This is a genomic window from Streptomyces sp. NPDC006687 (genome assembly GCF_040636215.1).
Taxonomy (GTDB): Bacteria; Actinomycetota; Actinomycetes; order Streptomycetales; family Streptomycetaceae; genus Streptomyces.
The window spans coordinates 17706-32171 of the sequence record NZ_JBEYJJ010000004.1 but is presented as its reverse complement, the minus strand read 5'-3'; the positions used below and the strand labels follow the sequence as shown (position 1 = coordinate 32171).

The following is a 14466-nucleotide window of genomic DNA, read 5'->3' as shown; positions in this document are numbered from 1 at the left end:
GAGCGGGAACGTCATGGCGTACGAGGTCCAGAAGACGGACGAGCAGTGGCAGGCGGAGCTGACCCCGTCCGAATACCAGGTCCTCCGCCTCGCGGGCACCGAACCGGCCTTCCGCGGCGAGTACACGGACACCAAGACGGAGGGCGTGTACTCCTGCCGCGGCTGCGGCGCCGAACTGTTCCGCTCGACGGAGAAGTTCGAGTCCCACTGCGGCTGGCCCTCCTTCTACGACCCGAAGGACTCCGACGCGGTCGAACTGCGGGCCGACACCTCCCACGGCATGGTCCGCACGGAGGTCCTCTGCGCGAAGTGCGGCTCCCACCTGGGCCACGTCTTCGAGGGCGAGGGCTACCCGACCCCCACGGACCAGCGCTACTGCATCAACTCGATCTCCCTGCGCCTCACCCCGTCCGAGGGGTGAGGAGGCAGGACCCGAGGTAGTCCTCCAGGGTGTGGCGGGGGGTCCAGTGCTGGGTCCGGGAGCGGGTGAGGTCCAGGATCACCGGGTGGGCCAGCTGGTCCACCGCGTAGCGGCTCAGGGGCGGTTCCCCGCCCGTGAGGCGGGCCGCTGCCTCCGCCGTGCGGGCCGCCGCCGTGGCCAGGGGGAGGGGCAGGTGGCGGATGCGGGCGGGGACGCCGTGGGCGTGGAGGACCGCCGTGAGCGCCGCGTCCCGGCCGTACGGGGCCGCGTCCGCGATGTTGTACGCACCCGGGGTCCAGCCCGGGGCCGCCAGGCAGGCGGAGGCCAGGTTCTCCACCGCCGTCAGGCTGAGGCGGACGTCCGGGCCGGGGAGGAAGAGGGTCCCGGCGCGGACGCGGGAGAGCAGGCGCGGCAGGAGCTGGGTGTCACCCGGGCCGTAGACCGCGCGCGGGCGCAGCACCACCGCGCCCGCCGCCAGGGCCAGGGCCTCGCCCTCCGCCTTGGTACGGCCGTAGGCGTTGAGGTGGTGCGCGCGGGGGTGGTCCTCCGTCACCCGGGACCGGTCCCGGCGCGGGTCGTAGACGCTGGCGCTGCTCACCCACACCACCGGCCGGCCCGCCGCCGCCCGCAGCAGCCGGGCGGTGCCGTCCACGTTGACGGCCCGCATGGCGGCCTCCGCCCGCGAGCCCGGGGCCGGATCGCCCACCGCCGCCGCGCAGTGCACCACCGCCTCCACCCCAGACAGGTCCGGCTCCGCCACGGCGGCGTCCCAGTACCGGTACGCGCCCAGCGGGCCCGGTCTGCGGCCCAGGCACACCACGGAGTGCCCGGCCGCGACGGCCGCACGGGCGACGTGGCCCCCGCAGAACCCGCTCGCCCCGGTGACGGCGATCCTCATGCGTCAGCCTTTCCTGAGGGAGGGGGGAGTGGTGGGGCGCGGGTGGCCGGTCGCTCTCAGGTTCAGGGTGCGCCAGCCCGGGAGGGCCGCCCGGCGGGCCGGGCGGGCGGTGGTCACCACGGGGCGGTACGGGGCCAGGGCCGCCAGGGTGTCGGCCAGCTGGAGCGTCGCCAGACGGGCGCCCGGACAGGCGTGCGGGCCCGCCCCGAACACCAGCCGCGCCACCGCCGGCCCGGCCGGGGCCCGGCCGTCCGGGTCGCGCCGGTGCGCCCGCGCCGCGTGCCGGGCGACCAGCAGCAGCCGGTCCCCGCCGCGCACCGGGCAGCCCCCGACCACCCCGTCCGCCGCCACCACCCGGGGCAGCACCGGCGAGGCCGCCGTCACCCGCAGCAGCTCCCCGGCCAGCCGGGGCCGCAGCTCCGCGTCCGCGGCCTGCTCCCACAGCCCCGCGTCCGCGCACCACGCCACCGCCCGGGGCAACGCCGCCACCGTGGTGTTCACCGCCGCCACCGCGAGCATCGCGGAGAGGGGGTCCGCGTCCCCCAGGAGCCCGCGCAGCCGCTCCGCCGCCCGGGCCGCCTCCGCCGCCGCGCCCGGCCTGGGCGGGCCCGGCAGGTGGTCCCGTACCGAGGCCGCCGCGGCCTCGGCGGCCGCCTCCGCGAGGGCGCGCGGGTCGGCCGCGCAGTCCAGCAGGGCGCACACCACCGACCCCGCCAGCTCCCGCGCCAGGGCCACCACCTCGACCTCCCCGCCCCGGCCCAGCGGCGCCAGACCCCGCACCAGCAGCGGCCGCCACACCTCCCGCAGCCGCTCCACCCCGGCCGCGCCCAGCCCCTCGGACAGGCCGCGCCGGTCCGCCCGGTGCCCGCCGCCCTCCTGGTCGAACAGGACGCCGCCGGCGCCGCCCAGTGCCTCGCGCGCCGCCCCGCCCGTCGTTCCCGCCGCCGTCCGGTCCAGCGGCAGCCGCATCAGCGCCTCCCGGTACGCCTCCGCGTCGTGCACCAGCACCGTCCCGCCGAGCCGGCGCACCCCGCGCCCGCGCGTCGCCGCCAGCAGCCCGAAGAGCAGGGGATGGCTGCCCAGGTAGACCCGGCGGTCCCGGCTGCGGGCCCGGCGCTGAGGGGTGCTCATCTGACGTGTACCTCTTCCGTGTCGGCGGGCCGGTCACACCGGTCCCGGTACCAGAGCAGGGCGCGCGCGGCACCCCGGGAACGCAGCCGCCGCAGCGCCCGTGCGGCCCGGCGGTGATGCCGAGGTCGTGGCCGCGGCGCCCGTCGGAGCGTGCCGGCGGCCAGCCGTCGCGCGGCCGCCGCCGGGGTCTCCCCGGGCGGGCCGGCCTCGTCGTACGCCCGGACCACCACCCCCCGGCTCATCCCGCCCCCCTTCCCAGCCGGGCCGCCGCCAGGGCCGAGGCCGCCGCACGGTCCGGTTTGCGCGAGCGGCCCGACAGGGGGATGTCCGCGAACAGCAGCGCGTCCGGCCGGGCCGTCCCCATCGCCCGCAACGGCCCCGACAGGGCCGCGCGCAGCGCCGGTTCGGGCACCCCGCGCTGCGGCTGCACCACCGCCACGAGCCGCTCGTCCCCGTCGCCCGCCGGAACCCCGACGAGCACCCCGAGCTCCACCCCGGGCACGTGCAGGCCCGGCTCGTACAGCCCCGGGTAGATGTTCTCCGCCCGCCGCAGCACCATGTCCTTGCAGCGCCCCTCCAGCACGATCCGCCCCGCCCCGTCCAGCCGCGCCCGGTCGCCCGTACGCACCCACGGATCGGGTTCCTCACCCAGATAGCGGTCCCGCGCCGCCGGCCCGGTCAGCAGCAGCTGCCCCTCCGCGTCCACGGCCGTGCGCACCCCGGGCAGCGGGGCGCCCACCAGGTCCCCGGCCTCACCGAAGGCGGCCTTCTCCCGGGACTCCACCGCGGCGGCCGGGAACAGCTCGGTCAGCGCGTACACCCCCCACGCCTCCCGCGCCCCCGCCGCCCGGATGCGCCCCAGCAGGGCCGCGCTCGCCGGAGCGGAACCCGTCCACACCCGCCCCCCGAACCGGGCCCCCGCCCCCAGGGCGTCCCGCAGCTGCGGCGGGGTCAGGTAGGTGTCCCGGGGAGCCAGCCGCGCCAGCTGCCGGGCCAGTACGGCGGGGGAGCGGGCCGGCAGCGCGACCGGCGCGCCCTGCGCCAGCGAGGGCACCAGGACGAAGAAGGTCCCGCCCAGGACGGGCCCCCCGGCGGAGCCCCCGCCCGGGGAGTCCGCCGTGAACAGCCCGGACACCGTCTCCATCCCCGCCGCCAGCCCCGCCCGGGTGTGCACCACCGCCCGAGGCCGGGAGGTGGTCCCGGAGGTGAACACCACCACCGCGTCCCCGTCCCCCTCGTACCCGGCCGGCACCCCCGCCCGGGACGCCCCCAGGTCCAGGGCGGGCGCGCACCCCGGCAGCCGGGGCCCGACGGTGGCCACCGGCCCCAGCGAGGCCAGCTCCGGCAGCTCCAGCCGGGCCCGCCGGGCCAGCGGCCGCGCCCACCCCGCCACCGCCTGCGCGGCGGCGTCCGCCAGCACCAGCGCGGGCCGGGCCAGCTCCAGCCGGGCCCGCAGCACCTCCGCCCCGGCCCCCGGGTCCAGCACCGCCCCGCGCAGCCCCAGCCGCCACAGCGCCAGCAGCACCGCCAGCGCACGCGGCCCCGGCCGTACGGCCACCCCGACGGTGTCCCCGGGCCGCAGCCCCCGCGCGTGCAGGGCTGCGGCGAACGCGTCCGCCAGCGCGGCCAGTTCGCCCCGGGTGGCACGCACCCGGGTGGCGCCGCCGCGGGTGGCGGTGAGGAGGGCCGGCCGCTCGGGCCGGGTACGCAGCGCGTGATCGAGTCGGTCCAGCATCAGCGGGGGTCGTCCGTTCCGTGCGTGCCGCTGCCCCGGCCGAGGTACCAGCGGGCGGTGCCGGCGAGCCCGTAGGCGCGCAGCCGGCGGGTGGAGTTCTCCACGACCATGCCCCGGCAGCGGGAGATCCGGTCGGTGTGGCGGCGGACCGCGTTCAGGAACAGCCGGTCCGTCGGCGAGGGGCGCCTGGGCATCCCGCCGACCGCCAGGTACAGCTCGGCGGTGATCGCCATGTTGTTCCCCGCGTGCATCCGGTACGGCGCCCGGTAGCCGTGCCGGCGCGCGTGCTGCGGCCGCAGCCGCCCGAACAGCGCGGCCAGCCCCACCAGGGCGGCGAAGGCGGCCCGGCCCAGGGGGCCGTGCTCGTCGCGCCGGGCGGTGATCCGCCCGCACACCAGCCCAGGCCGGGCCAGCAGCGCGGCCCGCGCCGCACCCGTCCAGCCGGGCCCGGGCAGGCAGTCGGCGTCCGTCCGGGCCAGCAGGCCGGCGCCGCGCGCGATCGCGTACCGGAACCCGGTGTCCACCGCCGAGCCGACCCCCTTCTCGGGCTCCTCGATCACCTCCACCGGGAACGGCGCCCGCGCCGCGAACTCCCGCGCGACGGCGCCCGTCGCGTCCGCCGAGGCGTTGTCGACCACCAGCAGGGTGAAGTCCCGGTCCCGCTGCGCGGCCAGCGCCCGCAGCGTTCCCCCCAGCCGCGCCGCCTCCTCGTGCGCGGGCACCACCACCCACATCCGGCCGCCGCTCACGACTTCTCCCAGACCATCGTCATGATGCTGATCCCGCCGCCCAGCCCGACGAACAGCACCCGTTCCCCGGGAGCCAGTTCACCGAACACCCGGTCCAGCTGCACCCCGATGCTCGCGCTCGCCACGTTCCCCAGCTCCGGCACCGTCACCACCAGCTTGTGCTCCGGGACCCCGGTCAGCTCCGCGAACCGCTTCAGGTAGGGCACCGTCACCTGGTGCACCAGCACCTTCGCGAAGCCGTCCCAGTCCATGCCGGCGCGGTGCAGCGTCCGGTCGACGACCGCTGTGCCCACCTTCTCGAACACCCCGCGCAGCTCGTGTCCGTCACCCCGGAAGTAGGTGTACGCGTCCCCGCGCGGGTGCCGCGACCCGCCGCCCGGGATCCCGCCGACCTCCCAGTGCTCCGAATGCGTCTCGCAGTCCACGTCCAGGATCCCGCCGCGCTCCACCGCCTCGACGACGACCGCCGCGCCCGCGTCGCCGAAGGTGTAGCCGGCGAAGGCGCCGCGGAACTCCGCGAAGGAGGCGGGATCCTTGCGCACCGCCCGGCTGGGGGTCTCCCCGGTGACCACCAGCGCCCGGCGGGAGCGGCCGGCCAGGACCATGCTGCGGGCGAGGTCGATACCGTTGACGAAGCTGTTGCAGGCGTTGGTGACGTCCACGGCGTGCGCCCGCGATCCGAGTTCCGCCTGCACGATGTGCGCGGTGGCGGGCTCCACCAGGTCCCGCGAGGCGGAGGCGAACACCAGCAGGTCCACATCGAGCGGGTCCAGTCCCGCCGAGTGAAGCGCCCGGCGGGCGGCCCCCGCCGCGAGCGTGGACGCGTAGACGCCCTCGGCCGCGACCCGCCGCGAGACGATCCCGGTGGCCAGCGACAGCGTCCGCGCGGGCAGCGCGATACCGCTGCGCCGGGTGACCTCCCGCTGGAGGTCGTCGGAGGACAGCACGTCCTCGGGCAACAGGCTGCCGACGGCGGTGATGCCGGCGCGCCGGGGCGGATCACAAGGCTGTAGTGACATGTCCCCCACGATGGCGGCGCGGGGCGGCCGGGTCCTGAGTACGGGTGCTCAGATCGCCTCCGGGGGTGTGCTGAGTAGGTGCCCGTACACCACCCCAGGCGCCGGACCCCTCCCTCAGGCCGGCTGACGTGCCGTCAGGGTCTGTCGCTCGGCGGTCACTTCCCCTTACCGTCGTGGCGCGAACCGTTCCGGAGGCCGGCGCGGGCGCTTCGGGAGGTGCGCTCCGGGGCCTTTCGTTCGCCCGCTGTACGGCCCGACGTCAGACGGGGATCTCCGTCCGGTACCCCGGGGCCGCTGTCCTTGGGGCGCCCGGCTCCCCCCTCCACCCCCAGAGGTCGTCACACCATGGCTGAACTGAACCGACGCAGGTTCCTCCAGATCGCCGGCGGCACCGCCGCCGCCGCGATGCTGAACGAGAGCATCGCCCGCGCCGCCTCCATACCGGCGCAGGGCAGCACCGGAACCATCCAGGACATCGAGCACATCGTCGTCCTCATGCAGGAGAACCGGTCCTTCGACCAGTACTTCGGCTCCATGAAGGGCGTCCGGGGGTTCGGGGACCCGCGGCCCGTACTCCAGGACAACGGAAAGTCGGTCTTCTACCAGTCCAACGGGACGAAGGACATCCTCCCCTTCCACCCGCAGGTCAACGACCTCGGCATGCAGTTCGTCGAGGGCCTCAACCACGACTGGGCCGGCGGCCACCAGGCGTACAACAACGGCAAGTACGACAAGTGGGTGCCCGCCAAGACCACCACGACGATGGCGTACATGACGCGGAACGACATCCCGTTCCACTACGCCCTCGCCGACGCCTTCACCGTCTGCGACGCCTACCACTGCTCCTTCATCGGCGCCACCGACCCCAACCGCTACTACATGTGGACCGGCCACACCGGCAACGACGGCACCGGCGGCGGCCCCGTCCTCGGCAACCAGGAGGCGGGCTACGGCTGGAAGACCTACCCCGAGCGCCTGGAGGCCGCCGGCGTCTCCTGGAAGATCTACCAGGACATCGGCGACGGCCTGAACGCCGCCGGCGGCTGGGGCTGGATCGGGGACGCCTTCCGCGGCAACTACGGGGACAACTCCCTCCTGTACTTCAACAGCTACCGCAACGCCCAGCCCGGCGACCCCCTGTACGAGAAGGCGCGTACGGGCACCAACGCCAAGGCCGGCGAGGGCTACTTCGACAAGCTGCGCGCGGACGTGGTGGGCGGCACCCTCCCGCAGGTCTCCTGGATCGCCGCCCCCGAAGCCTTCAGCGAGCACCCGAACTGGCCGGTCAACTTCGGCGCCTGGTACATCTCCCAGGTCCTGGACGCGCTGACCGCCAACCCGGCGGTGTGGGCGAAGACGGCGTTCTTCATCACCTACGACGAGAACGACGGCTTCTTCGACCACGTCGTGCCCCCGTACCCGCCGGCCTCCTCCGCGTGGGGCCTGTCCACGGCGGACGTCACCCGCGACCTGTACCCCGGCAGCGCCGGCTACACGGCCGGCCCCTACGGCCTGGGCCCGCGCGTGCCGATGATCGTGGTCTCGCCGTGGAGCAAGGGCGGCTACGTCTGCTCCGAGACCTTCGACCACACCTCGGTGATCCGCTTCATGGAGAAGCGGTTCGGCGTGCAGGAGCCCAACATCTCGCCCTGGCGCCGGGCCGTCTGCGGCGACCTCACCTCGGCGTTCGACTTCACCCGGGCCGACGCGTCCCCCGCCGCCCTGCCGTCCACCGCGGGCTACGTGCCGCCGGACCACAACACGCACCCCTCCTACCACCCGGTCCCGCCCGCCACGGGCACCCTGCCCAAGCAGGAGGCCGGCTCCAAGCCGACCCGCGCCCTGGGCTACAGCCCGTACGTGGACGGCACGCGCACCGTCTCCACCGGCAAGTTCACGCTCACCTTCGCCTCGGGCCCCAAGCTCGGCGCCCACTTCCACACCACCTCCGGCAACCGCACGGACGGCCCCTGGCCCTACACGGTCGAGGCGGGCAAGACCCTCTCGGACACCTGGAGCACCAGCAGCAGCACCGGTAACAAGATCGACCTCACGGTGTGGGGTCCCAACGGCTTCCTGCGCACCTGGAAGGGCCCGACGAAGAAGGCGGGCCCGGAGGTGACGGCCCGCCACAACGACTCCACCGGCAGCCTGGACCTGAGCCTGGCCAACGGCGGCTCGGCCGCGGTGAACCTCACGGTCACCAACGCCTACGGCGGCCTCGCCCAGACCTTCAAGGTCAACCCGGGCGCCACCGTCCCCTACACCGTCGACCTGCGCGGCTCGGGCCGCTGGTACGACGTGACGGTGGTCTCCGACGCGGACAGCACCTTCCTGCGCCGCTTCGCGGGGCACGTCGAGACGGGCGCTCCCGGCGTCTCGGACCCGGCGATCAAGACCGTCTGACCCGGACGCCCGGCCCGCGCGCCGGCCGCCGCCCCGGGACCGCGAGGCCCGGGGCGGCGGCCGCGGGCGCAGGGGGGCGGCGGCCAGGTCGCGGCGGCGCGGTGTGAGCGCGGGGCCGATGGGCAGAACGTCGGCGTCGGTTTCCGCACGCCCGTCACCGAGGGAGAACGCATGGCCATCGCCCACCGCAGGATCGGCACCGGCCCCGTCCGCGTCATCGTGCTGCACGACTGGTTCGGGACCTCCGCCCACTGGGGCTCCGCGCTGGACTCCATGGACCCCGAGGGGTTCTCGTACGCCTTCCTCGACTACCGCGGCTACGGCGAGCGCCGTGACGTTCCCGGCCGCCACACCCTTCCCGAGATCGCCGACGACGTCCTGGAACTCGCCGACCAGCTCGGCTGGGACACCTTCTCCCTGCTCGGCCACTCCATGGGCGGCAAGGCCGCCCAGCAGGTCCTGGCCCGGGCTCCCGAGCGGATCGAGAAGCTGATCGGCCTCTGCCCGGTCCCCGCCGCGCCGTACGAGATGGACGACGCCACCCACGCCCTCTTCTACGGTGCCGCCGAGGACCCCGCCAAACGCCGCGCGATCCTCGACCTGGTCACCGGCCACCGGGCGAGCCGCTACTGGCTGGACCGGATGGTGGCCCGTTCCCTGGCCGACTCCCGGCCCGAGGCGTTCGCCGGATACCTCGCCGACTGGCAGCCCCGCGACCTGTCCTCCGCCGTCAAGGGGAACACGGTGCCGGTGCTGGTCCTGGTGGGGGAGTACGACCTCGCCCTCACAGCCGATGTGATGCGCGCCACCTGGCAGGCGTGGTACCCGCACTGCACGGTCATCACGCTCCCGGGCGCCGGCCACTACCCGCCCCAGGAGACGCCCGTGGCCTTCGTCACGGAGGTCGAGACCTTCCTCCGCGGCTGAGCGGCGGCACAAACGCCCGTAGGGGTACGAGGCGGACCTCGTACCCCTACGGGACGGAAAAGGGTGAGTGACGGGACTTGAACCCGCGGCCACCTGGACCACAACCAGGTGCTCTACCAACTGAGCTACACCCACCACGAAGGGCGGCGGACCACCCGTTCGTCGTGCAAACACAGCATAGCCGATCAGACGGGCACCTCCGCGACGTGCCCCGCCCCGCCGCCCCCGCCCCGCGTCCGGAGACCGTCCGGCGCGGTCGCTGCGCCGGGCGGGGGCCTCGCGGGAGGATCGCCGTATGACCACCGCATCCAGCCCCGAGCCCGCCCACCCCGCTCCGGCCCCCTTCACCACCGCCGACTACGCCGCCCGCATGGCCGCCGCCGCGCGGGCCGCGGCCGACGCCGGGCTGGCCGGGCTGCTCATCGCCCCCGGGCCCGACCTCGCCCACCTCACCGGATACCGCCCCACCGCCGAGACCGAGCGGCTGACCCTGCTCGTCCTCGCCGCCGGGCAGGACCCCGTCCTCGTCGTCCCCGCCCTGGAGGCCCCCGACGCCGCCCAGGCCCCCGGCGCGGGCGCCCTCACCCTGCGCGACTGGACCGACGGCAAGGACCCGTACGCCGTCACCGCCCCGCTCCTCGACGCCCGCGGCCGCTTCGGCGTCAGCGACAACACCTGGGCGCTCCATCTCCTCGGCCTCCAGCGGGAGTTGCCCACCACCTCCTACGCCCCGCTCACCACCGCCCTGCCCATGCTGCGCGCCGTCAAGGACGACCGCGAACTGGCCCGGCTCGCCGCCGCGGGCGCCGCCGCCGACGCCGCCTACGCGCAGATCCTGCACGTCCCCTTCGCGGGCCGGCGGGAAAGCGATGTCGCCGAGGACCTGGCCGGCCTGCTGCGCGCCCACGGCCACTCCCAGGTCGACTTCACCGTCGTCGGCTCCGGCCCCAACGGCGCCAACCCGCACCACGAGGCCGGAGACCGCGTCATCCGGCGCGGCGACATGGTCGTCCTCGACTTCGGCGGCCTCAAGCACGGCTACGGCTCCGACATCTCCCGCACCGTCCATGTGGGTGAGCCCACCGCCGAGGAGCAGCGCGTCCACGACATCGTGCGCGAGGCCCAGCAGGCCGGCTTCGCGGCCGTCCGCCCCGGCGCGGCCTGCCAGGACATCGACCGGGCCGCCCGCGCCGTCATCACCGAGTTCGGCTACGGTGACCGCTTCATCCACCGCACCGGGCACGGCATCGGCGTCACCACGCACGAGCCGCCGTACATGGTCGAGGGCGAGGAGCAGCCCCTCGTCCCCGGCATGTGCTTCTCCGTCGAGCCCGGCGTCTACCTGCCGGGCCGCTTCGGCGTCCGCATCGAGGACATCGTCACGGTCACGCAGGACGGCGGCCGCCGCCTCAACGAAGCCCCCCGGGAGATGGCGGTCGTGGAGTAGCGGCCGTACGCGGGCGCGGGACTACGGGCCCAGGACCACCGCCGACTCGCCCGGTACGCGGATGCGCCCGTCGGGGCCGGGCCGTTCCACCGGCTCCCACGCGGCCAGCACCCGCACCCCGTTGCGGCCCAGCGCCACCGTCACCTGCTCCGTCCCCAGGTTCACCACCACCCGGACGTCACCGCGCCGGAACGTCAGCCACCGGCGCTCCTCGTCGAAGGCGACCCGGACCGCCGCCAGGTCCGGGTCGCGCAGGTCCGGCTGCGTGCGGCGCAGCCGGACCAGCGTCCGGTACCACTCCAGCAGCCGGGCGTGCGTCTCCCGTTCCGGCTCCGACCAGTCCAGGCAGGACCGCTCCCGGGTCGCCGCATCCTGCGGGTCGGGCACCTCCTCCGCCTTCCAGCCGTGCTCCGCGAACTCCCGCCGCCGGCCCGTGCGGACGGCCTCGGCCAGCTCCGGATCGGGGTGGTCGGTGAAGTACTGCCAGGGCGTCCCCGCCCCCCACTCCTCGCCCATGAACAGCATCGGCACGAACGGCCCGGTCAGCGCCATCGTGGCCGCGCAGGCCAGCAGACCGGGGGAGAGGGAGGCCGAGAGGCGGTCGCCCAGGGCCCGGTTGCCGACCTGGTCGTGGGTCTGTGTGTAGCCGAGGAAACGGTGCGCGGGGGTCCGGCGCCGGTCCACCGGCCGGCCGTGGGAGCGGCCCCGGAAGGAGGACCAGGTCCCGTCGTGGAAGAACGCCCGGGTCAGGGTCTTGGCCAGGGCGGCGAGCGGGGCGGTGGCGAAGTCGGCGTAGTAGCCCTGGGATTCACCCGTCAGCGCGGTGTGCAGGGCGTGGTGGAAGTCGTCGTTCCACTGCGCGTGCAGCCCGAGGCCGCCGGACGGCCGGGGTGTGGTGAGGCGCGGGTCGCCCTGGTCGGACTCGGCGATCAGGAACAGCGGGCGCCCCGACTCGGCGGCGAGGGAGTCCACGGCCGCCGAGAGCTCCTCCAGGAAGGTCAGCGCCCGCCCGTCGGCCAGCGCGTGCACGGCGTCCAGCCGCAGCCCGTCGATGCGGTAGTCCCGCAGCCAGGCCAGGGCGCTGCCGATGAAGTACGCGCGCACCTCGTCGGAACCCGGCGCGTCCAGGTTCACCGCCGCGCCCCAGGGCGTGTGGTGGGTGTCGGTGAAGTACGGTCCGAAGGACGGGAGGTGGTTGCCGGAGGGGCCCAGGTGGTTGTGGACCACGTCCAGTACGACCCCCAGACCCGCCGCGTGCGCCGCCTCCACGAACCGGGCCAGCCCCGCCGGACCGCCGTACGGCTCGTGCACCGCCCAGGGCGCCACCCCGTCGTAGCCCCAGCCGTGCCGGCCCGGGAAGGGGCAGACCGGCATCAGCTCCACGTGCGTCACGCCCAGCGCGGTCAGGTGCCCCAGCCGGGCGGCCGCGGCGTCGAAGGTGCCCTCGGGGGTGAAGGTGCCGACGTGCAGCTCGTAGAGCACCGCGTCCTGGAGCGGGAGGCGCGGGGGCGCGCCGCGCGGGGTGAGGGGGGCGAGGTCGACCACGGCGGTCAGGCCCTCCGTGCCGTCGGGCATCCGCCGGCCGCGCGGGTCCGGGCGGACGGCCGGATCACCGCCCAGCCGGAACCCGTACCGGTCGCCGTCGGCCGCCGGGGCCGCCACGGTCCACCAGCCCGCCCGGTCGGGGGCGGGATCGGGCGTCATCTCGTAGTCGGTGTCGTTCAGCCGCAGCGCGACCCGGTCTGTCAGCGGTGCCCACACCTCGAACTGCACGGACGGTCCCCTTGTCCTCGGCCGACGTGGCATGCGTATCGTGCCCATCATTCCGGGCCCGGCGGGGGAGTTCTGGACACTCCGCACCCGACGGGCCGACAATCACCCTGTGACATCCAGTTTCGAGTTCCCCGTCTACCCCGCCCCGCGGCTTTCCGACGCGGAGCGGGACCGGGCGCTGGGCCAGCTCCGGGAAGGCGCGGCGCTGGGCAGGCTGTCGCACGACACCTTCCTGCGCCGTATGGAACTCGCGCTGGTCGCCCGGCGTTCGGAGGACCTGGCCGTGCTCCTGGCCGACCTCCAGACCCGCGAGGAGCCGCTCGGAGCCGAAAGTCCTTGGACGCACCGGCTGTTCGGCTGGGTGGGGCGTGCCTCGGCCGTCTCGGCGGGGGTCCGGCGGGCCTGGCAGGCCGAACGGCTGCCGAAGCTGCTGCTCCCGCATCCGGCCGCCGGCCCGCTGCGGATCGGCCGCGACCCGGGCAACGGGCTGCGGCTCAGCCATGACACCGTCTCGCGGGCCCATGCGGAGCTGAGCCTGCGGGACGGGGTGTGGCTACTCAAGGACCTCGGCTCCACCAACGGCACCACCGTCAACGGGCGCCGGGTCACGGGGGTGGCCGTGGTGCGGGTGGGGGACCTGGTGGGGTTCGGCAGGATGTCCTTCCGGCTGACCGCTGGGTGATCCGCACGACCGCCCGGGCGCCGCTACGCCCCGTCCGGGCGCCGCTACGCCCCGCCCGCCCGAAGGCACCGCCGGGCGGCGAGGACCACCCGGCACTGGTGCTCCACCTGGGTGGCCAGCGGCAGCCGGCGGGCCCGGAAGCGGGACGAGAACTCCTCGCACCACCCCGTCACCAGCCGGTCCAGGCCCTGCGCCGACGGATGCCCCTGCGCCCGGGCCACCCGCAGCAGCATGGCGGCGGCGCGCAGCGGCAGGCGCCTCCCGAAGGCGTCGAGGCTGGCCAGGGCTGCCGTGGTCCCCGCCGGCGGGGTCACGGGCACCGCGCCGGGCCCCGTCCATCCGGCGGTGACCTGCGGGATGAGCAGCAGCGTCCAGTCCACCGCCCGCAGCAGCGCGGCGCCGTCCGGGCCGTCCGCCCCCACCCCCTCGCGCAGCTCGGCGACGCGTGCCGCCTCCCCGGTCAGCCGCCCGGCCAGCGCCCGCAGGGCTCCCGGCGGGTCCGGGTGCGGGGCGGGATCGCCCACCAGGAGGGAGGCCCACATGGGCACCTCGACGATCGCGGTGGTGGTCTCGCGGTGGCACCAGGTGCTCAGCCGGGTGTCCTCGGCGTGCCCGGCTCCGGCCCCCGCCTCCGGCATCACGAAGATCCCCGGGCCCGGGGAGGCCCAGCCCGCGGCGTCGGACGCCCCGGTCTCCACGGGGATCCGCAGTTCGGCCGCCGACTTCCCGAACGGTTCGGCCAGCCCGGGCAGGTCCCGGGTGAGCTGGACCCATGAGCCGCCGAGGTCCGTACCGTGCAGGGAGACCTGGAGGACGGGACGCAGCTCGTCGATGAGCCCGGTCAGTGCGGCGGTCTCGGGCGGGAGCCGGTCCGGGGGCAGCCACGACGGGGCCCACTCGGGCTGTTCGGGGCCGGGCGGCCGGTAGAAGTGCCGGTGGTAGTCGAGGAGGGAGTGCGGGCGCGGGGTGCGGTGCAGCTCCGCGCCGTCGGGGTCGGCGCAGAGCAGGAAGTGCCACCCCGTCCCGTCCCCCCGCGTCCCGCACACGCGCCGGGCGAGCTCCAGCACGGTCGCCCCGCCGACGGGCTCGTTGGCGTGTGCCCCGGCGACGACCAGCACCTCACCCCCGCCCCGCCGCCCCGCCACGGAGAGCACCCACAACGGCCGCCCGCCCCGGGACTGCCCCACCTGGCGCAGCCGTGCCCGGCCGGGGTACTCGTCGGCCATCGCCCGCGCGGCCAGGGCGAGTTCGTGCGGGGCGGGATAGGGCATGTCACGG

General features: G+C 75.7%; 12 protein-coding genes and 1 tRNA gene. 5 read left to right on the top strand and 8 right to left on the bottom strand.

All coding sequences use genetic code 11. The annotated features are described in order from the left end of the window. The first annotated feature begins 13 nt into the window (after positions 1–13). Positions 14–421, top strand: coding sequence for a peptide-methionine (R)-S-oxide reductase MsrB (gene msrB / locus ABZ716_RS06635; protein WP_358812127.1), 408 nt, complete (start codon positions 14–16; stop codon positions 419–421). Here the strand turns inward: msrB and ABZ716_RS06630 are convergent. From ABZ716_RS06630 to ABZ716_RS06610, 5 genes are all read right to left on the bottom strand, one after another. After that, a complete protein-coding gene (locus ABZ716_RS06630; RefSeq protein ID WP_358957130.1) occupies positions 402–1319 on the bottom strand; it encodes an NAD(P)-dependent oxidoreductase in 918 nt (305 codons plus the stop codon). The two genes, msrB and ABZ716_RS06630, sit on opposite strands and share 20 nt — an antisense overlap. 3 nt (positions 1320–1322) lie before the next feature. Further along, positions 1323–2450 (bottom strand): cytochrome P450, encoded by a 1128-nt coding sequence (locus ABZ716_RS06625; protein WP_358957127.1) that lies wholly within the window; start codon positions 2448–2450, stop codon positions 1323–1325. A gap of 238 nt (positions 2451–2688) precedes the next feature. After that, on the bottom strand, positions 2689–4185 hold the full coding sequence (locus ABZ716_RS06620; RefSeq protein WP_358957125.1) for a class I adenylate-forming enzyme family protein: 1497 nt from the start codon (positions 4183–4185) through the stop codon (positions 2689–2691). Beyond that, positions 4185–4934: a glycosyltransferase family 2 protein gene (locus tag ABZ716_RS06615; protein WP_358812123.1), complete on the bottom strand. Its 750-nt coding sequence runs from the start codon at positions 4932–4934 to the stop codon at positions 4185–4187. Before ABZ716_RS06615 ends, ABZ716_RS06620 begins: the two co-directional genes overlap by 1 nt. Beyond that, entirely contained in the window at positions 4931–5953 is a 1023-nt protein-coding gene (locus ABZ716_RS06610; RefSeq protein ID WP_358957123.1) for a 3-oxoacyl-[acyl-carrier-protein] synthase III C-terminal domain-containing protein, read from the bottom strand. Before ABZ716_RS06610 ends, ABZ716_RS06615 begins: the two co-directional genes overlap by 4 nt. 345 nt (positions 5954–6298) lie before the next feature. Between ABZ716_RS06610 and ABZ716_RS06605 the strand changes: the two genes are divergently transcribed. Together ABZ716_RS06605 and ABZ716_RS06600 are read left to right on the top strand one after the other, a co-directional pair. Next, a complete protein-coding gene (locus ABZ716_RS06605) occupies positions 6299–8359 on the top strand; it encodes a phosphocholine-specific phospholipase C (RefSeq protein ID WP_358957120.1) in 2061 nt (686 codons plus the stop codon). Positions 8360–8530: 171 nt separating this feature from the next. Further along, a complete protein-coding gene (locus tag ABZ716_RS06600) occupies positions 8531–9286 on the top strand; it encodes an alpha/beta hydrolase (RefSeq protein ID WP_358812120.1) in 756 nt (251 codons plus the stop codon). A gap of 62 nt (positions 9287–9348) precedes the next feature. On the opposite strand, the gene ABZ716_RS06595 is transcribed toward ABZ716_RS06600, so the two are convergent. Then, positions 9349–9421 (bottom strand) — tRNA-His (locus tag ABZ716_RS06595). A gap of 160 nt (positions 9422–9581) precedes the next feature. Between ABZ716_RS06595 and ABZ716_RS06590 the strand changes: the two genes are divergently transcribed. Further along, positions 9582–10733: an aminopeptidase P family protein gene (locus ABZ716_RS06590; protein WP_358812119.1), complete on the top strand. Its 1152-nt coding sequence runs from the start codon at positions 9582–9584 to the stop codon at positions 10731–10733. Positions 10734–10754: 21 nt separating this feature from the next. Here the strand turns inward: ABZ716_RS06590 and treZ are convergent, their stop codons facing one another. Further along, positions 10755–12506, bottom strand: a complete 1752-nt coding sequence (gene treZ / locus ABZ716_RS06585) for a malto-oligosyltrehalose trehalohydrolase (RefSeq protein ID WP_358957118.1) — start codon at positions 12504–12506, stop codon at positions 10755–10757. A gap of 109 nt (positions 12507–12615) precedes the next feature. Between treZ and ABZ716_RS06580 the strand changes: the two genes are divergently transcribed. Then, entirely contained in the window at positions 12616–13188 is a 573-nt protein-coding gene (locus ABZ716_RS06580) for a DUF1707 and FHA domain-containing protein (RefSeq protein WP_358812117.1), read from the top strand. A 44-nt stretch (positions 13189–13232) separates the two neighbouring features. Here ABZ716_RS06580 and ABZ716_RS06575 read toward each other — a convergent pair whose 3' ends face one another. After that, positions 13233–14459 carry a M14 family zinc carboxypeptidase gene (locus ABZ716_RS06575; RefSeq protein ID WP_358957115.1) on the bottom strand — a complete coding sequence of 409 codons (1227 nt, stop codon included), beginning with the start codon at positions 14457–14459 and terminating at the stop codon, positions 13233–13235. Positions 14460–14466: the final 7 nt, after the last annotated feature.